17 protein-coding genes are annotated in these 21,573 nt (G+C 72.4%); 7 read left to right on the top strand and 10 right to left on the bottom strand.

The window, feature by feature from the left end:
• Nucleotides 1-114: 114 nt before the first annotated feature.
• The 5 genes from FB457_RS11095 to FB457_RS11115 form a co-directional block, all read right to left on the bottom strand.
• Nucleotides 115-843: a DUF2382 domain-containing protein gene (locus tag FB457_RS11095; protein ID WP_047015442.1), complete on the bottom strand. Its 729-nt coding sequence runs from the start codon at nt 841-843 to the stop codon at nt 115-117.
• Nucleotides 844-981: 138 nt separating this feature from the next.
• Nucleotides 982-1,227: a hypothetical protein gene (locus tag FB457_RS11100; protein ID WP_145781692.1), complete on the bottom strand. Its 246-nt coding sequence runs from the start codon at nt 1,225-1,227 to the stop codon at nt 982-984.
• 474 nt (nt 1,228-1,701) lie between these two features.
• A complete protein-coding gene (locus FB457_RS11105) occupies nt 1,702-4,788 on the bottom strand; it encodes a ThuA domain-containing protein (protein WP_253911584.1) in 3,087 nt (1,028 codons plus the stop codon).
• A gap of 410 nt (nt 4,789-5,198) precedes the next feature.
• Nucleotides 5,199-5,858: a ThuA domain-containing protein gene (locus FB457_RS11110; protein ID WP_047015445.1), complete on the bottom strand. Its 660-nt coding sequence runs from the start codon at nt 5,856-5,858 to the stop codon at nt 5,199-5,201.
• A gap of 293 nt (nt 5,859-6,151) precedes the next feature.
• Nucleotides 6,152-7,183 (bottom strand): substrate-binding domain-containing protein, encoded by a 1,032-nt coding sequence (locus FB457_RS11115; RefSeq protein WP_145781694.1) that lies wholly within the window; start codon nt 7,181-7,183, stop codon nt 6,152-6,154.
• A 246-nt stretch (nt 7,184-7,429) separates the two neighbouring features.
• Here FB457_RS11115 and FB457_RS11120 point away from each other — a divergent pair, with 246 nt between their 5' ends.
• Nucleotides 7,430-8,203, top strand: coding sequence for a ThuA domain-containing protein (locus FB457_RS11120; protein WP_107086093.1), 774 nt, complete (start codon nt 7,430-7,432; stop codon nt 8,201-8,203).
• Entirely contained in the window at nt 8,200-9,387 is a 1,188-nt protein-coding gene (locus FB457_RS11125; RefSeq protein ID WP_047015448.1) for a Gfo/Idh/MocA family protein, read from the top strand. The genes FB457_RS11120 and FB457_RS11125 overlap by 4 nt, the downstream gene beginning before the upstream one ends.
• Before the next feature lie 276 nt (nt 9,388-9,663).
• On the opposite strand, the gene FB457_RS11130 is transcribed toward FB457_RS11125, so the two are convergent.
• Entirely contained in the window at nt 9,664-10,860 is a 1,197-nt protein-coding gene (locus FB457_RS11130; protein WP_145781696.1) for a hypothetical protein, read from the bottom strand.
• A 145-nt stretch (nt 10,861-11,005) separates the two neighbouring features.
• On the opposite strand from FB457_RS11130, the gene FB457_RS11135 reads away from it, so the two are divergent.
• Nucleotides 11,006-11,479 carry a DUF3574 domain-containing protein gene (locus FB457_RS11135; RefSeq protein WP_047015450.1) on the top strand — a complete coding sequence of 158 codons (474 nt, stop codon included), beginning with the start codon at nt 11,006-11,008 and terminating at the stop codon, nt 11,477-11,479.
• A 63-nt stretch (nt 11,480-11,542) separates the two neighbouring features.
• Here the strand turns inward: FB457_RS11135 and FB457_RS11140 are convergent, their stop codons facing one another.
• Nucleotides 11,543-12,574: a LacI family DNA-binding transcriptional regulator gene (locus tag FB457_RS11140; RefSeq protein WP_047015451.1), complete on the bottom strand. Its 1,032-nt coding sequence runs from the start codon at nt 12,572-12,574 to the stop codon at nt 11,543-11,545.
• Between the two features lie 144 nt (nt 12,575-12,718).
• Between FB457_RS11140 and FB457_RS11145 the strand changes: the two genes are divergently transcribed.
• On the top strand, nt 12,719-13,687 hold the full coding sequence (locus FB457_RS11145; protein ID WP_047015452.1) for a glycoside hydrolase family 16 protein: 969 nt from the start codon (nt 12,719-12,721) through the stop codon (nt 13,685-13,687).
• Nucleotides 13,684-14,841 carry a beta-1,3-glucanase family protein gene (locus tag FB457_RS11150; protein WP_047015453.1) on the top strand — a complete coding sequence of 386 codons (1,158 nt, stop codon included), beginning with the start codon at nt 13,684-13,686 and terminating at the stop codon, nt 14,839-14,841. Before FB457_RS11145 ends, FB457_RS11150 begins: the two co-directional genes overlap by 4 nt.
• A 154-nt stretch (nt 14,842-14,995) precedes the next feature.
• On the opposite strand, the gene leuE is transcribed toward FB457_RS11150, so the two are convergent.
• The gene (gene leuE, locus FB457_RS11155; RefSeq protein WP_047015454.1) at nt 14,996-15,667 is read right to left on the bottom strand and encodes a leucine efflux protein LeuE; all 672 of its coding nucleotides are present in this window, start codon (nt 15,665-15,667) and stop codon (nt 14,996-14,998) included.
• Nucleotides 15,668-15,808: 141 nt separating this feature from the next.
• On the opposite strand from leuE, the gene FB457_RS11160 reads away from it, so the two are divergent.
• Entirely contained in the window at nt 15,809-16,351 is a 543-nt protein-coding gene (locus tag FB457_RS11160; RefSeq protein WP_047015455.1) for an MOSC domain-containing protein, read from the top strand.
• A 19-nt stretch (nt 16,352-16,370) separates the two neighbouring features.
• Here the strand turns inward: FB457_RS11160 and FB457_RS11165 are convergent, their stop codons facing one another.
• Nucleotides 16,371-17,954 (bottom strand): arylsulfotransferase family protein, encoded by a 1,584-nt coding sequence (locus FB457_RS11165; protein WP_347614020.1) that lies wholly within the window; start codon nt 17,952-17,954, stop codon nt 16,371-16,373.
• Nucleotides 17,955-18,086: 132 nt separating this feature from the next.
• Between FB457_RS11165 and FB457_RS11170 the strand changes: the two genes are divergently transcribed.
• Entirely contained in the window at nt 18,087-19,772 is a 1,686-nt protein-coding gene (locus FB457_RS11170) for an RNB domain-containing ribonuclease (RefSeq protein WP_145781698.1), read from the top strand.
• An 898-nt stretch (nt 19,773-20,670) separates the two neighbouring features.
• Here FB457_RS11170 and FB457_RS11180 read toward each other — a convergent pair.
• Nucleotides 20,671-21,549 (bottom strand): helix-turn-helix domain-containing protein, encoded by an 879-nt coding sequence (locus tag FB457_RS11180; protein WP_047015457.1) that lies wholly within the window; start codon nt 21,547-21,549, stop codon nt 20,671-20,673.
• Nucleotides 21,550-21,573 lie beyond the last annotated feature (24 nt).

Raw genomic sequence — 21,573 nt, forward strand, 5'->3', positions numbered from 1 at the left:
AGGCGGGGGCGCCGGGACGGCCGGAGCCGGCCGCGGCCTCCGGAGAGACGGAGCGCGAGGGCCCGCACGTGGGCGGACCCCCGCACCGGGGGCATGACGCGAACGCCGTCGTGGTCAGAACCAGCGACGGCGTCCCTTGCCCTTCCCGATGTCCTCGGCGGCGCCGGGGGTGTCGGCGGTCTCGGGTGCGGCGGCGTGGCCGGACGTGCCGCTGCTCTGCTCCTGCTGCTGGCGGCGGGCGCCCTCGCGCAGGTCGTAGCCTTCCTGCACCTCGCGGACCCTCATCGACGCGTTCGAGCCGGCCGGCACGTTCTCGACGATCTCCTCGGTCTTGAGGACGGTCTCGAAGGTCTGGGTGTCCTCGATGCGCCGGGTGCCGATGTCGGCGACGGCGTAGGGCTCGGACACCTTGTGGACGATGACCTCGGCGTCTTCGCCGTAGAGCGGCACCTTCACGCTGCGCTCCACGAACTCGTGGTGGTCGCCGGCGATCAGGTTGCCCTCCTTGCCGTCGACGTCGCTGCGCCGTACGACGCACTCGTCGTGGCCGCGCGTGACCTCGAACCGCTGCGGGGTCTCCCGCACCCGGATCGTGACCTCGGCCTCGCCCATGGGCTGCCGCCGGTCGACGGGCTCGACCTGGAGCCGCTCGCGGTACGCGACGACACGCTGGTCCTCCGCCGCGCCGCCGCGCTGCGCGTTCTCGGGCTGCTGACCGCGCCGGCTCTGCTCACCCTGGCCGCCGCCGCCCGCCGCAGCGGCGGCGTCGGTCTCGCGCCCTACCCCCGCGGCTTCCGCGGCCTTGCCACTGCCGCCACTGGCTGTGTTCCTGTCGGTCTGCACAGTTCCTCCCGCTGGTGGTGCGTGCAGGGATAGAAGCGGTCCGCCGACTAAATCTCGACGAAACCGGCATATCACCTATATAACCCCTCCGCCGTTCAGGTGTCGACCGGAGGGAGTAATCCGCAGCTCGCAGGCGGCTCAACGCCGCGCGCCACCGCCTTGCTCACCCCGGGACGCCCGATCCGTGCGCTTCCGCAACCGGGCCCGCCCGATCTCACGCAGTTGCGGATCGGCGTCGATGGCCTCATCCCGCTCGTCGTCGTACGCGTCCCGCGACTCGGCGGGCCGCGCGGGCTCGCCGCGGCGTCCCGTCTCGGCACGACGGCGACGGCTCTCGTCGCTGCCGCCACTGCCGCTGTCGGTCGCGTGCTCGTCGGTCTGCACGGTTCCTCCCGCCGGAGAGTAGGGGGTCACGTGCGGCCTCCCCTGGGGGTGAAACGGGATAGGTCCGGCAGTTCCATGAAAGCTCGCGTCGATCGGCGTGTCGACCGGAAGGCTGATCGGCTACGGCGGGGCTCACGGCCTGCACCGGCAGGGACGGACGGGTTGACGCCGGGGGGCGTGGGTCCGGGCGGTGACGGGGCCGGCGTGAGGGGAGCAGTCCACGGGGATTCGCCCGGGTCCGTGCGCGGGGCGGCGGGTGTACGGGGTGGGGGTGGGATGCGTGCCCGGGGTGTGCCGGGTTCGGGGTGCGAGCGCCCGGGAGCCGTGACGTACGGAGGCGGTGCCCGGCAGCGCGGACGGGCGCGCGGACCTCGCGATGTCGGGCAACGAGGGGGTGCCCGCTGATCCGGCTGTCGCGTGTGGCATGGGAGTCGGCCGACGGCGTCGCGCCGCCGGCCGACATCGCCGTGCCGGTTACGTTCCGGGTGCGGGCTCGGACGCTCCTTGCCCCTCGAAGTCGATCCAGTTGACATTGGAGCCGCCGCTGACCTGTACGAAGTACAGCGGCCCGGTCACCGTGGTCGAGTCACCGACCGGCTGGGCGGAGAAGTTCTGGTACGTCTGCCAGCCGCCGGTACCCGAGACCTGGATCGTCGCAACGGTCGGCCCGGTGTCAGGATCGCCGGTGCGGACCTCCCACGTCGCGCCGCTGGAGGGGCTTGCCGCGCGAAGCGTGATCCGATCGAGGCGACTGAGGTTCATGACGTCCCACCCGAACCAGTCGCCCGGCTCGATGTAGCCGACGTTCTTGCCGCCGCCCCCGACGTCACTGGTGGTCTCGATCTGGACCCCGGCGGTGCCGCCCGAGGTCGATCCCTTCAGCCGACCGTGCTGGTCGAAGAACTCGGCCTCGGTGCGCTTGGTGTGCAGCACCACCGCGTCCTCGCCCGTGAGCGGGGAGACGTCGGCGGCGCCCCCGTCGGTATACGTGGCCGTGACCACGCCGAATACGTTCTCTCCGATATGGCCCGCGTCCCCGGGGAGCACGAAGCTCCCGCTGCAGCCGCGGTACTGTTCGTAGCCGTGCGGGTGGTCATCGTGGCCGAGCCCGGGCTGGACGACCACGTTCTGGCAGTCGATCGTGCCGTCCTCGGGGTCGTTGACCTCGACCTCGTACCGGATGGTGTCGCCGAACTCGAAGAATCCGCCGTCGGTGGGAAGGACCAACTCCACCTCAGGGGCGGTGTTGCCGACCGTGATGGCGATACTGGACACACCGGTGCGTCCGTCAGGGTCCGTCACCGTCAGGCGTGCGGTGTAGTCCCCGACGGTCTCGTAGGTGTGCGTGGGAGCCACGTCGGTGCTGTCGGTGGTGCCGTCACCGTCGACATCCCACGCGTAGGTGAGTTTCTGTCCGTCTCGGTCCTTCGATTCCGACCCGTCGAATGCGACCGTGAGAGGGGCCGGGCCCGATGTCCTGTCCGCGGTGGCGTGGGCAGTCGGTGCTCGGTTCCCCTGGACGTAGTCGATACGGTAGATGCCCGAGTCGGCGTTGTTGCCGCCGAAGCCGCTGCCCCACTCGATCATGTAGAGCGCGCCGTCGGGGCCGAACTGCAGGGCGTGCGGACGGGTGAGGTTCAATTCCGCGAGGATGCGGTTGACGTCGGTGTACGCGCGCCTGGTCCGGTCGAGTTGGACCGTGAAGAGACGGCTGTTGTTCCAGTCGGCCCAGATCGCCTTGCCGTCGAAGTACGCGGGCCACTTGCGTCCGGAGTCCAGGTCCGGGTCGTAGCGGTAGCTGCCCGAGGTCATCGGCGCACCGCTGCCGCCGATCTCGGGCACACCGGTCGACGACTTGCCCTGCCACATCGTGGCGGGTTCGGCCGATGGCAGCTTGGTCAGTCCGGTGTTGTTCGGCGAGTTGTTCGTGGGAGCCGAGCAGTCGAACTCCGGGCCCGGGGTGTCGGTGGCGAAGTCGTAGTCCCGGTAGGCCGTGTTGGCGCCGACGCAGTACGGCCAGCCGTAGAAGCCCGGCTTGCGGACGATGTTCCACTCGACGCGGCCGTCCGGGCCGCGGTCCGGGCTCGGCGACCCGGCGTCGGGGCCGTAGTCGGCGACGAACAGGCCGCCGGTCTCTTCGTCGAGTCCGATCCGGAAGGGGTTACGGAATCCCATGGCGTAGATCTCGGGCCGTGTCCGGTCGTCACCGTCGTCGAAGAGGTTTCCCTTCGGCACGGCGTACCTGCCGTCGGGCTTGGGCCTGATCCGCAGGATCTTGCCGTTGAGACTGTCGGTGTTGGCGGAGGTGCGCTGGGCGTCCCATGCCGAGCGCCCCGGACGCTCGTCGATGGGCGCGTACCCCGACGACGCGAACGGGTTGGTGTTGTCGCCGGTGGCTATGTAGAGGTTGCCCTTGTGGTCGAACTCCAGCGCCCCACCCGCGTGACAGCATTGGTCCCGCTGGGTGTCGACGGTCAGCACGACCTTCTCCGACGACATGTCGAGAGTGCCGCCCTTCAGGGTGAACCGGCTGACGCGGTCGACGGCTTTGTCGCCCTGGGGCGAGTAGTACAGGTAGAGGTGCCCGTTGGTCGTGTAGTCGGGGTCGAGCGCGATGCCCAGGAGCCCGAACTCCTGGCCGGTGTAGACGTTGAGGTGGCCAGCCGTCGACGTGCCGCCGTCGGCGGCGATGACCTTCACGTCGCCGTTGCGGTCGATGTAGACGACCTGGCCGTCGTCGGCGACCGCCAGCTCCATCGGGTTCGCCGTGTTGTCGTCGAGGGTGACCTTCTCGAAGCTGTCGGTGAGCGTGGCCGCGCAGTCGGCGTTCTCGACACCCGCCGCGGTGCGGATCCCGCCCAGGAGGTGGCGCAGGAACTTCGGATCCGAGAAGGACTCGGCGGTGTGGCCCATGCCTGTGTACCAGGACCGACCACCGTCGTACCCCTGGCACCAGGTGATCGGGTGCTCCGGCCCCATGTCGCCGCCGCTGTACGTCGATTCGTCCAGCGACGCGAGCACGTGCACCTTCCCGCGCGGGTTCTCGCGGTAGTTGTACCACTCGTCGAACCTGCTCCAGGTCGGCGCGAAGCCGGCGGTCGACGGGTGTGCCGGGTCCTCCACCTTCACGGTGGCGTTCTGCTGGGCCGGGTGGTTCTTGAAGTAGGCACCCACCAGTTCGCCGTACCACGGCCATGCGTATTCGGTGTCGGACGCGGCGTGCACACCGGCATAGCCGCCGCCGGACCGGATATAGCGCTCGAATGCGGCCTGCTGGGCCTGGTCGAGTACGTCGCCCGTCGTCGAGAGCCAGACCACGACGTCGTAGCGGGCGAGGTTCTCGTCCGTGAACGCCGATGCGTCCTCCGTGGTGTCTACGGTGAACCCCTCGTCGTCACCGAGCTTGCGGATCGCGTCGATCCCGGCCGGGATCGAGGAATGCCGGAATCCGGCTGTCTTGCTGAAAACCAGGGCGGAGAACTGCTCGGTATCGGGCTGGTCGGCCTGGGCGGCGGTCGGAATCGCGATGATCCCGCCGAGTGTGAACACGATCAAGCCCACCAGAATCCGCGTTGTCCCGCGGCGTATTCGTGCTCTGAGCTGGGTCGTGATGTCTCTCATCACGAGCCTCCTTGATCAGTACCGGTGCACCCGGCCGGGACCGGCCGGACACGCTTGTTCGGCGTGCCGTACTCCCACGTGGCCCGTCCCCGCAGGGGAAGAGCCGGGGCGGAGCAGCATGCTGCCGTTGGGGCCTCAGCCGGCTCCGGCGAGACTTCCCCTCCTGTTTCACTCACTGGTGCAGGCCCTCGTCGGCATACATGGGGGGTCTCGCCCTGAGGACGAGCAGGACGTCGCCTCGACGACGGCCCGTAGCGCCGCGCGTGCTTGCGGCTGCGGACGTCTTCGGCCGGCCGGCCGCCGCCGTTGCCGCCGCGCGCACGCCGGTGATCGGCGCTGCCGACCACGACTCAACGGCTTGCCCACAGGAGCCCTCTTTCGGTGAGGGTGCGCACGTGCGGATTTCTGAAGTCGTCCGGACCGTGACCGACGGTGGACACGAAGACGCGGCCCTTGCCCCACGTCCTGACCCACACCGCGGGGATATTCACCGACCGCCGGCGCGTGTCATCGGCATCGAACGTGAGCGTGGCGAGTACGTCGTTCAAGGGGTCGTTCAGGGCCCAGTACGGCTCGGTGTCGACGTCGAAGTCGCCGAGCCCGGCGATGACCGGGTGGTCGGCGTATTCCGCGGTCAGGTGTATCCGGTGCCGGCGGGGACCCTGCGGGCACGTGAGGAACTTCCCGCCGGTCAGCAACTGGTAGTCGAGGTCTTCGCGAAACGCGTCGACGACCCCGCCGTGCCAGCCGGCGAATCCCGTTCCCGCCCGGACTGCTGCGATCAGTCCGGCGCTCTCACCGGCGGTGATGTCACCCCTCGTCCAGCACTGCACGATCAGGTCCGTCTCGGCCAGCAGATCCTCGTCCTCGTAGACCTCCAGGGAGTCCTCGACCAGGATCCGAAAGCCGTTCCCACGGAGGAACGGCATGAAGAGGTTCGTCGTCTGAACGGGAAAGTTGCCGTCCCAGCCGCCTCGCACCACCAACGCCTGCCGATGTCCGGAGGTCATGGGGCTGTCTCCTTTCGCCTGTCGGGCCACGTGGCGGCCTCGGCCGATGTTTCCCGCGGAGCACGTCCCAGGTGTTGCGGATCGTGAGGCGACGGTACCGACTCCGCAAAGTTGCGAAAAAATTATCGACCGGCAGCAGACTCTAGGAACGCACCGCACAAACGTCAAGGTGTCGGACACGGCCGCCCGAAGATTCTCGGCAGGATTCGCCGGAACCTGCCCGCAGCGCCGTGCCGCGAACTGCTGCCGCCCACCCGATGACTGCGGTCGGCATGGGGAGAGCCGTACTCCGGTCAGTCGCGGTGGGCTGTGCTGTCGCGGACGACCAGGGTCGTGGCCAGTTCGACGCGGGGACTTTCGGGCTCGTCGCCGTTCATCAGCCGGAGCAGTGTCCGCAGCGCGCTGCCGCCCATGTCCTTCAGCGGCTGGCGCACCGTCGTCAACGCCGGGGAGACCCACCGCGCCTCGGGCAGGTCGTCGAAGCCGACGACGCTGACGTCCTCCGGCACGCGCAGCCCGGCTGCGGCCAGGGCCTCGTATCCGCCGATGGCCATGTGGTCGGAGCAGATGAACAGTGCCGTCGGCGGCTCGGGCAGCTCGCAGAGCGCCCGTACCTGCTCCGCGCCGCTGGCGCGGTCGTAGGTCCCGTACCGGATCATCGCCGGATCCCCGTCGATGCCTGCCGCCGACATGGCGGAGCGGTAGCCGGCGGTGCGCGCCCGTGCATAGAGGTGGTGCGGCGGCCCGGTGACCAGCGCGATACGCCGGTGCCCGCGGTCCAGGAGATGGGTGGTCGCCTCGTAGGCACCCGCCCAGTTCGTCGTACCCACGGAGACCACGTCGGGCGGCGGATCGCTGAGCGGATCGATGACGACGATGGGGATGCGCGCCTGTCGCAGGCGGGTGAGCTGGTGGGGGGTCGGCTCGATGAGTCCCAGGACCACGCCGGCACTGCCGCGCTCCACCACGCGGTCGACCCAGTCCTGTGCGCCACGGTTGTTCGCCGAGGCGCCCGATCGGGCCGCGGAGATCACGACGTGCACTCCCGCCTCGTACGCCGCCGCTTCCAGGCCGCTGGCGACGCTCGCGGGCCACGATCCGTCGAGCCCGCTCATCACCAGGTCGAGAGCGCGGACGGCCGACGCGGACAGCGATACGCCGCGGCGCGTGTACTGATGCTGGCGCAGGGCGGAGTCGACCTTGGCGCGGGTGTCCGTCGAGACATCGTCCCGGCCGTTCAAGACCTTGGAAACGGTGGAGATCGACACGCCGGCCGTCTCCGCGATCTGCGCGAGCGTGGGCCGCGGTGTCCTGATTCCGGTCACGGATCTACTCTCTGCTCTCCCGATAATTTTCGTTATGCCATGGCTCTCGCTCAGGAGATTACCGTGCGGTTCACCTGTACGCCTGACCCGCTTCCCTTCGGGGGGCCGCCTCCGGGATCTTGACGGTCCTCATCGGGCGGTCTACCGTGCGCATCGAGCGGTTTCGAAACTTTTTGACAAGCTCCGCCCGAGGACATCGCGACGGATCTGGTGACGACGCACCAGCCGCCCTGGGAAGGAGGTGTCATGGCATCGTCAATGCCGCCGCGGGGCCCCCTGCGGGTCACCGTCTGGGGCGAGGGCCTGCACGAGCAGCGCGATGCCGAGGTCGCCAAGAGGTATCCGCAGGGTATGCATGGCGCCGTCGCCGACGGTGTCTCCGACCACCTCGGCCAGGAGGCGCGGGTGCGCACGGCGACGCTGGGGGAGCCCGAGCACGGCTTGACCGAGGAGGTGCTCGCGGCGACGGACGTCCTCACCTGGTGGGGGCAGCTCGCTCACCGCGAAGTCTCCGACGAGGTCGTGAAGCGGGTGCATCGCCGGGTGCTGGCCGGGATGGGCCTGATCGTGCTGCACTCGGGGCACTTGTCGAAGATCTTCACGCGGCTCATGGGCACCACCTGCACCCTGCGCTGGCGCAGTGCGGGGGACCGCGAGCTGATCTGGACGACGGCGCCCTCCCATCCCATCGCCGCCGGTGTGCCGCACCCCATCGTCATCGAACAGCAGGAGATGTACGGGGAGTTCTTCGACATCCCGACCCCCGACGAGCTGATCTTCATCAGCTCCTTCAGCGGTGGTGAGGTCTTCCGCAGCGGCTGCACCTTCCGGCGCGGTCACGGCAAGATCTTCTACTTCAGCCCGGGGGACCAGGACTACCCCGTCTATCACCACCCGCACGTACGACGCGTCATCGCCAACGCCGTCCGGTGGGCAGCCCCCGACGCCGACCACGCGAGGCCACGACTGATCCACAGCGGGACAGACTGGTTCCTCAACGGCGACGGCGTACGGGAATGACCGAGCAGACCTCAGGGACCGAGCCGCCGTTCAGGACGGTTCCGGACGACGGCGAGCCGCTGCGGATCCTCGTCGTCGGCGCCGGCCGCATGGCGCGGCTCTGGTTGCGCACCATCCTTGCCTCCCCCGAAACCATGCTGGTCGGGGTCGTCGACACCGCCCCGGCCGCAGCCGAGAAGGCCCTCGCGGAGACCGGCGCCCCGGACGTACCCACCGGACCGGACCTCACCGCGGTGGCGGCGGCCACCTCGCCGGACGCGGTCGTTGACGTGACCGTCCCCGCGGCACACCTGCCCGTCACCCTTGAGGCCCTCGCCCTCGGTCTGCCCGTCCTCGGCGAGAAGCCGCTCGCCGTCACTCTCCCGGAGGCACTGCGGCTGGCCGCCGCCGCCGAGCTGGCAGGCGAGCTGTTCATGGTCAGCCAGTCCCGCCGCTACCACCCGCACCTCTTCGCGTTCAAACAGCAGGCCGGCCGACTGGGCCGACTCGGCATCCTGACCACCGAGTTCTTCAGGGCGCCACGCTTCGGCGGCTTCCGCGACACAATGGATCACCCGCTGCTGCTCGACATGGCGATCCATCCGTTCGACACCGCCCGCTGGCTGCTGGACGCCGAGCCGGTCTCGGTTCGCTGCGAGGAGTACAACCCCGGCTGGAGCTGGTACGCCGGTGCCGCCGCCACCACCGCCGTCTTCGAGATGACCGGGAACAGCCGCTACGTCTTCACCGGCAGCTGGTGCAGCCCCGGCCTGGAGACCTCCTGGAACGGAGCCTGGCGGCTCAGCGGCGAACACGGCTCTATCACCTGGAACGGCGGCCGCCCCACCGCCGTCGAGATGACACCCGAACCGGGCGTGGACCGGGCGGCGGGACGCGCGCAGACAACGGCTGAACCGATGAAGGGCGTCGCCGGCTCCCTGGCCGCATTCGTGCACGCGCTACGCACCGGCACCGTACCCATGGGCGAGGTCCACGACAACGTCATGAGCCTGGCCATGGTGACGGGCGCCCTTGAGTCCGCGCTGACCGACCGCCGGATCCGCGTCGACGACCTCCTCGACGCCGCGCTCGCGGACGCCCTCGTGTCAGCCACCGGCCCGGAACGCGACCTCCTGTGCTCGCGGCCCCGTCGTCTCCTTCGCGGTCCTGCACGAGGACCGCTGGCGTCCGGGCCAGCCGACTGAGCTTTCAGTTCGGTCGCCGATCGGGCGAGGTGCCGGTGTGCGCGACGCACGAGGCTCCGGGGTGCGGGGCGGGACCGACCACCTGTGCCGGGCCCCGATCGCCGACGCTCCGGTCCGGCGCGGGCGGCAACCGGAACCGCTCCCGCCCGGCTAACGGACGGCTTCGGCCGTAACTCGCGGTAACAGCCCCGGATTCCGCCCCGTACGGAGCCCGACCGCCGACTTCTGCCACCTCACACGCACGCGCCCCGCGCAGAACCGCCGTCCGCCCCTGCGTCAACCCCGCATGCGGCGGACCGCGCGGCGGCAGACCACCCGCACGAGGTCCTTCACCGGCACGTTGCGCACCGGCCGGTCCTCCAGTGCCGTACGGGCCGTCGGCGCCTCCGGCGGCGCGGATGCCGGCGGCGCGGCGGTCTTCGCGGCCAGCTCGGCGGAGGCCAGTATGCCGCCGAGTACCGCCTCCGTCGCCGCCTCCGTGGGGATCTCCCTCGCCGTCACCGGCTCCGCCGGGCTGCTCGGCCGCCGGGTCAGCGCGTCGAGGTCGCCCACGACCCGTGTCCCCGAAGCCGCGATGCCCGCCACGACCCGATCGGCGACCTCCGCCACGGCCTCCTCCGCCCACGGCGGAGTCGTGATGCGGGGTTCGTCCGGCGCCGGTTCGTACGCCTGCAGGCGCGGGACCACGCCCTCGCGGATCACCTTGCCCTGCCGCCACGTGCTCCAGTTGCGGTCCCGCAGCTTGCGGTTGAGCTGCAGCAGCAGCTCCGCCTCGCTCTGCGTCAGCGACGAGTTCCCGCCGCTCTCCTGCGGCTGCAGCACCTCCTCCGGCAGGTTCAGCAACTGCTCGAAGACGCGGAACTGCCACAGCGGCCGCGCCTCGTCCACGACCACCGCCGTCACGTTCTCGGGACCCGCGGCCGCCGCCCAGCGCTCGATCAGCTCGTCGTGCCGCTGCAGGTGCCAGAAGTCCGGCGTCGGCTCCTCGTACGGAGGCTTGCGCAGCATGGCGTCGAGCCAGGTCTCGTACGACTCGCAGAGCCCGTGCTTGACGTACTGCTGCCAGTGCGACGGCATGATCTTCCGCAGCGGCCGCAGCGTCACGACCACATGCACGCCGCTCACGCCGCCCGCACCCGCCAGTTCCTTCACCGCCCTTCGCGCCGCGTCCGCGGAAGCCGTCGCGAAGAACTCGCTGCTCGCGAAGAACCGCAGGTCACCTGCCTCCGCCGCCTCCCGGCAGAACGCCTCCCAGGGCTCCCTCTCCGCCGCCGTCGGATCCTTCCTGGCGATCGCGACCGCCGGATCCTTCGCCTGGCGGCCCGGCCCGGCGTAGACGACGCCGTGCTCCCTGAGGGTGTCGCGGGCCTGGTGGAAAGCGGCCTGGAGGGCGGTGGTGCCCGTCTTGTGGGGGCCGATGTGCAGCAGTCTCGTGCCCGGTGGAGTGGGGACGGTGCATCGCTCTTCCTGCATGGAAGGGCCTTTCGTGTTCCGGAGGAGGGCCTCGATTCTGCAACGGCGTGGCTACCGGCCGGTGAGGTCAGGCCGAACAACGGGCAAACAAACGGCCCCCGGCCCGGCCGCGCAACTTTCGCTCCCGGTGATCGTTTCCCCGGTCGTGAACCTGACGAAGCCACGCCTTCGCCTCGCCGCCCTCGCGCTCGCCGCCGCGCTCGCCGGCGCCGCCGCGGCCACCGCCCCCGCCGCCCTCGCGGACGGCGACCCCACCCCGCCGGTCGCCCTGTCGCAGGCCGCGGAGCTGGAGCCGTACGTGCAGACGCACCTGATGTTCGGCACGGTACGGCCCAACGGCGGCCCGGACGTCACCGACCGGCAGTTCCGCGGGTTCGTGGACGAGGTCGTCACCCCGCGTTTCCCCGCGGGACTCACCGTGGACGAGGTACGGGGCCAGTACCGCGACCGGCACGGCACCATCGAGCGGGAGCGCTCGTACGAGGTCTACCTGCTCTACCCGCTCACCGAGGCGCAGGAGCAGGACGCCCGGATCGAGGAGATCCGCGACGCCTACACGGCCCGGTTCGCGCAGGAGTCGGTGGCCCGGGTGGACGAGCCCGCCCGCGCCGGCTTCTGACCCGGGCCGTCCCCGCGGCCCACCGGCACGAACCCGCCGTTCCGAGCCCTCCCCCGCCCGCCCTCAGCCCGACTCCCGCACCACCAGCCGCGGCGCCGTCACCACCGGCTCCTGCTCCTCCTGCCCGCCCGCCAGGCTGCGCAGCAGCAGCCGGGCCATCACGCCGCCCATCCCCTCGACGTCCTGGTGCACCGTGGTCAGGGGCGGCTCCGTCCAGGTCGCCGGGTCCAGGTCGTCGTAGCCGACGACCGCGACGTCCGCGGGGACGCGGCGGCCGTGGGCGCGCAGGGTACGCAGCGCGCCGGTGGCCATCAGGTCGGAAGCGGCGAACACGGCGTCGAGGTCCGGGTCGCGGGCCAGCAGCTCGGCCATCGCGCGTTCGCCGCCGGCCGGGGTGAAGTCGCCCTCCGCGACCAGCTCGTGGCCGCCCGGGGCGGCTCCGCCCACCCCCAGCGCCGCCCGGTATCCGGCCAGCCGGTCCACCGCCGACGTCTGGTCAAGCGGCCCCGCGATGTGCCCGATCCGCCGCCGGCCCCGCCCCAGCAGGTGCCGTACCGCCAGCTCCGCGCCCGCCCGGTTGTCCGTGTCCACGTACAGCAGGCCCCGCTCCCCCGCCGCCCCCGGCCAGCCCGGGCGGCCGCCGTAGACCACGGGCAATCCCGCCGCCGCGGCCAGGCCCGGCAGCGGGTCGTCGCGGTGCAGCGAGAACATCAGCGCGCCGTCGACGTGCCCGCCGGCCAGGAACCGGCCGATCCGTGGATAGTCCGCCCGGTCCGCGACGTACAGCAGCACCAACTGCGTGTCCGCCGCCGCCAGCGCCCCGCTGATCCCCCGCAGCTGCCGGGCGAAGAACGGGTCGGCGAAGACCCGGCTCTCGGGCTCGGCGATGACGACGGCGACCGCGCCGGTGCGCCGGGTGACGAGCGTGCGCGCGGCCTGGTTCGGTACGTAGCCCAGCTCGGCCACGGCGCGGCGCACCCGCTCGCGCAGCGGCTCGCGCACCCCCGCGCCGCCGTTGACCACGCGCGACACCGTGGCCCGCGACACTCCGGCGCGGGCGGCCACGGCCTCCAGCGTGGGGCGGTTCCCGGACACCTCAACTCCTCTTCGCTCGGTGGGCCTTGACAGTAGCCCGCCCACTCGGCAGTGTGCCTCAACACAACCTGAGAGCGCTCTCAAACGAGCGCATCCCCAGGGGAGAACCTCCTCATCCCCCCACACCTCGAGGAGCAGCCAGACATGCATGCAACACGAATACGGTGGCGCAGGAGCCTGCTCGGCGCGGTCGCGGCGATCGCCGCGGTCAGCGCCCTGACCCTGCCCTCCGCGACGGCCGGCGAGGACGCGGGAGACAAGGCCGCGGCAAGCGGTCCCGCGCCCCTCGCCGAGGTCTTCCGCGACGACTTCGACGGCGCCGCCGGCTCCCCGCCGTCCGCCGCGAACTGGATCGTCGACACCGGCACCTCCTACCCCGGCGGCCCCGCCAACTGGGGCACCGGTGAGATCCAGACGTACACCGACAGCCCGGAGAACCTCCAGAAGGACGGCAACGGCAACCTCACCATCACCCCCCGCCGCAACGGCTCCGGCGGCTGGACCTCCGCCCGCATCGAGACCCAGCGCACCGACTTCCAGGCCCCGGCCGGCGGCCTGATGCGCATCGAGGCGCGGATCCAGATGCCGAACGTCACCGGCGCCGAAGCCCTCGGCTACTGGCCCGCGTTCTGGACCCTCGGCGACGCCTACCGCGGCAACTACTGGAACTGGCCGGGCATCGGCGAGTTCGACATCATGGAGAACGTCAACGGCGTCGACAGCGTCTGGGGCGTGCTGCACTGCGGCACCGCGCCCGGCGGCCCGTGCAACGAGAACAACGGCCTCGGCGCCTCCCGCGCCTGCCCGGGCGGCAGTTGCCAGTCGGGATTCCACGAGTACGCCCTGGAGCTGGACCGCAGCGGCCCCGTCGAGGAGCTGCGCTGGTACGTGGACGGCCAGCAGTACCACTCCGTCAACGCCGACCAGGTAGGGGCCGAGACCTGGGCGAACCTCGCCCACCACGGCCACTTCCTGCTCCTCAACGTCGCCATGGGCGGGGCCTTCCCCGACGGCGTGGCCGGCCACGCCACCCCCACCGACGCCACCCGTCCCGGTGTGCCCATGACCGTCGATTACGTGTCCGTCGAACAGTCCGGAGGTGCCGCCGCATGATCTCGCGACGCAGGCTGCTGGGTGGTCTCGCCGTCGCGTCCGCCGCCGCGGGGACACCTCTGGTGCTCTCCGCGGCGCGGGCGGGCGGTGCCGCCGCGGCCCTCGACGTGACCGTCGTCAACAAGACCGGCGCGTACGAGAACTCCTCGATCAGCATCTACGTCGTCGGCAACGAGGGCGGCCGGCAGGTCCGCCTCACGCCCGACGGCACTCTCGCGCCCATCGCGCTCGACGACAACGGCTCCGACGGCTACACCGACTACGCGATCCCCTTCGCCGGCAGCGGCGACACGTCCCTGACGCTGCCGAACATGTCCGGTCGCCTCTACGTCGCCCTCGGCGGCAAGCTGAAGATGAAGGCCGTCACCGACGGCGCCGGCAACGCGGCGCTCGCGTACCCCGCCGGCTGGGTCTCCACCGACCCCAACTACCCCGTGGTGCACGACTGCATGGAGTTCACGCTCAACGACGCGGGCATGTTCTGCAACACCACCATGGTCGACATGTTCAGCGTGCCGATGTCCCTCCATCTGACGGGCGCCGACGACCAGACGACCGGGACGCTCAAGGACGGCGCCAGGCAGCAGGTCTTCGACACCCTGGCGGGCACCGAGGGCTTCGACCGGCTGGTGGACGGGGACGGGCTGCGGGTCATCGCCCCCGGGCACGGCCTGGACACCGGGCTCTTCGACGGCGCGTATCTCGACGGGTACGTGGACGAGGTCTGGTCCGCGTACGCGGGCAAGGACCTGAAGGTCACCACGAACGCCGGCACCTTCACCGGCCGCGTCGCCGGCGACCGGCTCTCCTTCACCGGCCCCGCCGACGTCGCCTTCGACCGGCCGCCCACCCGCGACGTGCTCTTCTGCGACGGCAAGCTCGCCGCCCCGAACGACGGCACCACGGGCCCCGTCGCCGCCATCCTCGGCGCCGCGCTCAACCGCACGACCCTGCGCGACCACGCCGACCAGCCGGTCACCGACGCCTCCGCCTTCTACGGCACCGACATCTCCAACCACTACGCGCGGGTGATGCACGAAGTGTCGGAGGACGGGCGGGCGTACGGGTTCGCCTTCGACGACGTGTCCGGCTTCGCGTCGTACATCGAGGACCGGGCGCCGCAGCGGCTCACGCTGACGCTGACGCCCTTCTGACACCCACGGGAGCCGGCGGGGGGCAGCGGGAGCCCGCCGGCTTCCGCGGGGCCGCGGGAGCCGCGGCACGCCGGGGGCTGTCCGGTGGTCAGGGCCGGGCAGCCCGCGGCCCGCGGCGCGCGGGCCCGCCGCGCGTGGGACCGGCGGCGGGGCGTTACGCGCTGCTCATCGACAGCTTGGCCGCGAAGCCCAGGAACGCCGTCCCCGCCGCGGCCGACATCCCCGCCGTCAGCCGCCGCCTGCGGCGGAAGAGCGCGGCGAGGTGCGTACCGCTGAAGATCAGGGCCGTCAGGTAGGTGATGCTGAACAACTGCGCCCACGCCGCGAGCACGACGAACGTCAGCTCCGGATGCGCGTACGCCGGGTCGATGAACTGCACGAAGAAGGAGACGAAGAAGAGGATCGCCTTCGGGTTCAGCAGGCTGACGACGAACGCCCGGCGGTACGGGCGTTCCATCTCCTCCCGCGCCGGCTCCGGCCGCCCGGCTTCCCCCTCCGCCCGCGCGACGGCCCGCGCCTCGCGCTCGCGCCACATCCGCCACGCCCCGCGCAGCATCCCGACCGCCAGCCACGTCAGATACCCGGCGCCCGCGAACTTGACGACGGCGAACGCCGCCGGGCTCGCCTGGAGCAGCGAGGCCACGCCGCCCGCGGAGAGCACCATGAGCACCATGTCGCCGCACATGACGCCGCCGGCCGCGCGGTAGCCGGCCCGGGCGCCGCGGCGGGCGGCGACGGAGACGACGTAGAGGGAGTTGGGGCCCGGCAGCAGGATGATCAGGGCGAGCCCGGCGAGGTACGTCGACAGATCCGTGACTCCAAGCATGCGGGCCAGGCTGCCACGTACCCGCTGATCCGACGAACCGATTATCGGGCGATCCCGCATGCCGGACAGGGGCGGTCCCGGGCACCGGCCGGTTAGGCTCGTCCGTGGATCACCGGTCACGGCGGAGGGGGCCCGTACGGCATGAACGGCACGGTCACAGCGGTCTGCAGCAGCGGCGGGTATACCTTCCACAAGCCGGCCCGCGAGGCGATCACCCTGCTCGCCGGCCTCGGCGTGGAGGGCGACGCGCACGCCGGCGTCACGGTCAAACACCGCTCCCGGGTCGCCCGCGACCCGTCCCAGCCGAACCTGCGGCAGGTGCACCTGGTGCACGAGGAGCTCTTCGCCGAGGTCGCCGAGGCGGGCTTCGCCGTACGCCCCGGGGAGCTGGGCGAGAACGTCACCACCCGCGGCGTCGACCTGCTCGGCCTGCCCACCGGCACGCTGCTGCACCTCGGTGCCGAGGCGGTCGTGGAGGTCACCGGGCTGCGCAACCCCTGCCACCAGATCGACGACTTCCAGAGCGGGCTGCTGAAGCAGGTCGTCGGCCGGGACGCGGCGGGGAAGGTGGTACGCAAGGCGGGCGTGATGAGCGTGGTGCTGACGGGCGGCGTGGTACGTCCGGGAGACCCGGTCGTCGTGGTGCTGCCGGACGCGCCGCACCGCCCGCTGGAGAAGGTCTGAGCGCCCTTTCCCGAAGCGCTCAGCCCGCGCGGGTCTCCGTGACCGCGGACGCGCCGATGACCTCGCCGTCCGCGTCGAGCGCCTCCGCCTGCACGTAGGCCGCGTCCGCCGCGTCCGCCGGCAGGTCGACGTCCGTGTCGAGCCCGTCCCACGGCTCGCGGGCGACGGGCCGCAGGCCGTCCCGCGCGTCGCCGGCCAGCACCCGCCAGGCGGCGACCTCCGTGGCGCCGTTCCACACCGCGTGCGCGTCGCCGGACGCACCGTCGATCCGTACCTCCGGCGCGGTCCCGGGCTCGCCCTCCCACCCGTCGCGGTAGGTGCGGTACGAGCCGTACTCCTCCGGGAAGACGGCGTCGAACACCAGCCGCCCGGCCGCGTCGAACTCCGAGATCCGTCCCGCGGAACCCCAGCCGACCAGGGTGTTGCCGCTGGGCAGGCCCTGGCTGCCGCCGGTGACGGCGGTGGAGACGCGGTCGGGGTGCACGAGCTGGCGCTCCAGCTCTGCGGTGCCGCGGCGCGGGTCGATGCGCAGCCAGGCGACCCGGCTCTCGTAGCCGTCGGAGTGCAGGTTCTGGTTGTCGAACATGCGGTACGTGCCGTCGCCGACGGCCACGACGTCGTGCTGGGCGATGGTGCGCGCGCCCGCGCCGAGCCGGAAGTCGCTGTTCTTGCCGCCGAGCCGCCAGACGATCTCCCCCGTCTCCCGGTCGAGCTTGTAGACGGTGCTGGTGCCGACGGCGGAGACGAGGAGGTCGCCGTCGGTGTCGAGGGAGACCGAGTTGGTGTGCAGGTAGTCGAAGGGGCGGGTGCCGGCGCGTCCCGTGGGCCGCTCGTCGGACTCCTGCAGCGGTACGTGGTCGAGGCTGCGCCACTCCAGCAGCGGCTCCCCGGTGGCGAGGTCCAGCTCCCACACGACGCTCTCCAGCACGTCGCCGTCCGCGGGGCCGCCGACCGGGGTGAGGTCGTAGGGCCGCTCCTGGTAGCTGACGACCAGGGCGGTGCCCTGCGGGGTGAGCCGGAACTCGTGCAGGTCGATGCTCTGTTCCGGGTCGGGCGAGCGGACGGTGGCGATGATGTCGTAGTTCTCGTCGGCGATGTAGCCGACGCCCTCGCCGAGTCCCGCGCTGTCGCTCCTCCCCTGCCACCAGGTCAGCACCTTGCGGCCGCGGTACTCCTGCACGCGGAAGTCGGCGACGTACTCGTTCTGCGGGATGCGGTGGTACCAGACGGGGCGGCCCCGGTCGTCGAGTATCTGGGGTCCGCGGCCTGCCTCGGGCGGGGGTTCCTCGCCGGGCGGCCCGACCCGGCCGGGGTTCTTCTGCGGTCCGACGAACAGCAGTCCCTCGCCCGTGCCGGGGCGGCGCTCCAGCACGTCGAGGGGCGGGGGCGGCGGCTCGGGCGGCTCCTCGGCGGCGGGTACGGCCGCGCCGCGCACGGCGTCCGGTGCCACGGCCGGCGCCACGGCCTGCTCGGCGGTCTCTTCCGCGGCGGCCGCGGGCGGGAGGGTGGCGGCGAGAGCGCCGAGGACGATCGCGGTGCACGTACGCGACAGCCGACGGGACGCACGGCGGGATACGCGACGGGACGCATGAGGCGTGGGCATGTCTCTCCCGGAGGTGGGGGGCCCTCCACGTCTACCAACCGCGCGGTGACAGAGCGGTCACTCCTGGGGCGCGGGGGCGGCTCCGGCCGTGATGGCGCGCCTGGGGCGCCCGTCCGAATTAGGCTGATATGCGTGCCACAACGCATCCTGCACACCGCCGACGCCGAGGACGCCCCGCTCCACGCCGCCCTGCGCCGGCTGCGCGCCGCGGAGGACGTGTCCGCGGAGTTCCCGCCCGAGGTGCTCGCCGAGGCCGACCGCGCCGCGAAGGCGCCCCGGCTGCCCGAGCGGGACGCGACCGACATCCCGTTCTACACGGTCGACCCGCCCGGCTCCCGCGATCTGGACCAGGCCCTCCACGTCGCCCGCAGGGGCGGCGGCGGCTTCCGTATCCGGTACGCCCTCGCCGACGTCGCCGCCTTCGTGACCCCCGGCGGGGCCCTCGACGCCGAGGCCCACCGCCGCGTGACGACGCTCTACTTCCCCGACATCCGCGTCCCCCTCCACCCCGGGCAGCTCTCCGAGGGCGCCGCCAGCCTGCTCCCCGACCAGACGACCCCCGCGCTGCTCTGGGAGATCGATCTGGACTCCAGCGGCCAGGTCGCCGAGGCCACGGTCGCCCGCGCGCTGGTGCGCAGCCGCGCGCGGCTCGACTACGGCGCCGTCCAGCAGACGATCGACGAGGGCACGGCGGAGGAGCCGGTGGCGCTGCTGCGCGACGTCGGGCTGCTGCGCGAGGAGGTGGAGCGCGAACGCGGCGGGATCTCCCTGGGCGTACCGGAACAGGAGGTGGTGCGGCGCGACGGGCGCTACACGCTGGAGTACCGCGCCCCGCTGCCCGCGCACAGTTGGAACGCGCAGGTGTCCCTCCTCACCGGCATGGCTGCCGCCGATCTGATGCTCGCCTCCGGCACCGGCATCCTGCGTACGGTGCCGCCCGCGCGGCACAGCGCCCTGACGTATCTGCACCGGATCGCCCGCGCGCTGGACATCGACTGGCCCGAGGGCCTGGACTACCCCGAGCTGCTCCGCTCCCTCAACCCGCAGATGGCCAACCACGCGGCGTTCCTCCAGGACTGCACCACGCTGCTGCGCGGCGCCGGATACACGGTCTTCGACGGCGAGCCGCCGGCACGGCAGGACGCGGTGCACGCCGCGGTGGCCGACGAGTACGCGCACTGCACGGCGCCGCTGCGGCGGCTGGCCGACCGGTACGCCCTGGAGCTGTGCGTGGCGGCGGCGGCCGGCGAGCCCGCGCCGGAGTGGGTGCGCGAGGCGCTGGGCGGCCTCCCGGAGCTGATGGTGCGGGGCGCGCAGCGGGCGGCGCGGCTGGAGCGGGAGTGCGTGGACCTGGTGGAGGCGGCGCTGATGAGCGGGCGGATCGGGGAGGTCTTCGACGGGTACGTGGTCGCGGTGGACGAGCGCCGCCCGACGCGGGGGACGGTGCAGCTCTACGAGCCGGCGGTCATCGGCCGCGTCGATACGGAGGACGCGGAGGGCGGCCCGGTGTTCTCGGCGGCCGGGGAGGACGCGGAAGGCGCGGAGGGAGCTGAGGGCGCCGAACCCCCGGGAGGCACGGAACCCCCGGCGCCCGCGGCCGGTGCGCCACCCGCCGGCTCCGCGGAACCCGCGGAGTCCGCGGAGTCCGCGGAGTCCGCGGAGTCCGCGGACGGCGCGGAGCCCGCCGACGCCGCAGGTCCCCCTCTCCGCGCCTGGCCCGCCCCCGGCGAGCCGCTGCCGCTCGGCCACCGCGTACGGGTGCGGCTCACGGCGGCGGAGCCCGGGGTGTCCCCGGTGCGGTTCGCGCCCGAGCCCTGAGCGGGCAGCGGCGCACCACTGGGCTCCTCCTGCCCCTCCGTCCGCTCCCCCGCCTCCTCGCGCGCCGCCCGCGCCGCGCGCAGGGCGTCGACCACCGGCCGCGGGTCGTCCGCGTAGAACCGCAGCACCCGCGCCTCCGCGGGCTTCCCCAGCGGCCGCACGAACGGCAACGGCTCCGTCAGCTCGACGGTCACCGACGTCTGCCCGCCGACTGCAAGGTGCGCCGTGCCGTCGTCGTCCAGCCGCAGCAGCCCGCCCCCGTCGGGGAAGCGGCGGTCCACCCGGGCGTTCGCGATCAGCCCGGCCGGTACGGGGATGTCCAGCAGGACCCCGTACCGTACGCGCAGCGAGCCGTCCGCGCCGACGACGTGCGGCCGTACCACGCAGGCCGCCTGGAGCGCGAGGATGAAGTAGATCCCCCAGATGTCGAGGACGAGCACGACGGCGTGCACCACCGGCCAGGGGATGACGAGGGCGAGCGCCACGGTCTCGATGACCGAGACGAAGAGGAAGCCGTAGAACGTGAACGCCTGCCCGGAGGCGTACGGGACGGCGGTGTCGCCGGGGCCGATCCCGTGTTTCGGGCGGCGGGCGAGCCAGCGCAGGGTGGCGGTGAAGAGCTTCACCTCGTGCACGGTCAGCTTGCGCACGGCGGCGGGGACGCTGTCCCGTACGGCCTCCAGGCCCGCCGCGCGGGGCGCGAGTCCCGCGCCGCGGTGGCGGCGGTAGTCGGCGGCCAGGAGCGTGACCAGGGCGGCGGTGACCAGCAGGACGGCCACCTCGACGGCGACCATCACCGGGTCCGGGATGCGGACGCCCGAGGCGAGGCAGAGCACGAGCACCAGCTCGCCGGGTACGAGCGAGGCCAGGGCCCAGCGGACCGTACGGCGCAGCGCGTTCACGACGCACTCTCCCCGCGCCGCCGGTCCGCGCGCCCGGCCCCGCCCGCCTCGCCGGCCCCGCCCGACCGCTCTTCGAGCAGGGCCATCGCCCGGCGCATGACCTCGGCCTGCGCCGGGGGGAAGTCCGCGAAGAACATCTCCGCGAAGGCTTCCCGGCCTTCGTCGCCGTCCTCCGCCGCACCGGTGCCGGCCGCGTCGGGCCCCGCGGCCATCAGCGCCAGCGCCTCGTCCGACATGACCGCGACGACGTCCCGCGCCAGCTCCGCGACGCGCGGGTCCGTGACCTCGGCGTCGGCCAGTTCGTCGAGCCGGGCGTAGATCTCGTACGCGCGCGTCATCGCGTCCGGGTCGGCGCTGAGCGCGTGCAGCAGCGCGCCGAGCCAGCCCCGGTGCGCGTCGTCCGCGGTGGTGTCCAGCAGCGCGAGCAGCTCCCGCTCCTTCGCGGCGCTCGCCGGCTCCGGGACGCCGAGCGCCGCGGAGGTGCGGGACATGTCCGCGAACACCGCCGCCAGCTCCGGCGACACCGGGCCCTCGGCGGTCAGCCCGCCGCCCTCCGCGTGCCGCAGCAGCCCGGCGAGGCGGGCGCGGCGCTGCCGGAGGGCGGCCTCCTGCCGGGCCAGGTCGGCGTCCAGCTCGGCGAGGATCTCGTGCAGCTCCTTGCCGATGTCGTCGGCGAGCGCGTCGCGGACCTCGTCCAGGCTGAGGCCCAGCTCGGTGAGGCGGCGGACGCGGGCCAGCCCGACCGCGTCGCGCAGCGTGTAGACCCGGTAGCCGTTGGCGCGGCGGGCGGGCTCCGGCAGCAGCCCGATGCGGTGGTAATGCCGCACGGTCCGGGTGGTGACCCCGGCGAGCGCGGCGAGCTCTCCGATTCGCATGACCTCAGTAGAAACGTTGACGTC

The sequence above is a fragment of the Streptomyces sp. CNZ287 genome, from assembly GCF_007827615.1.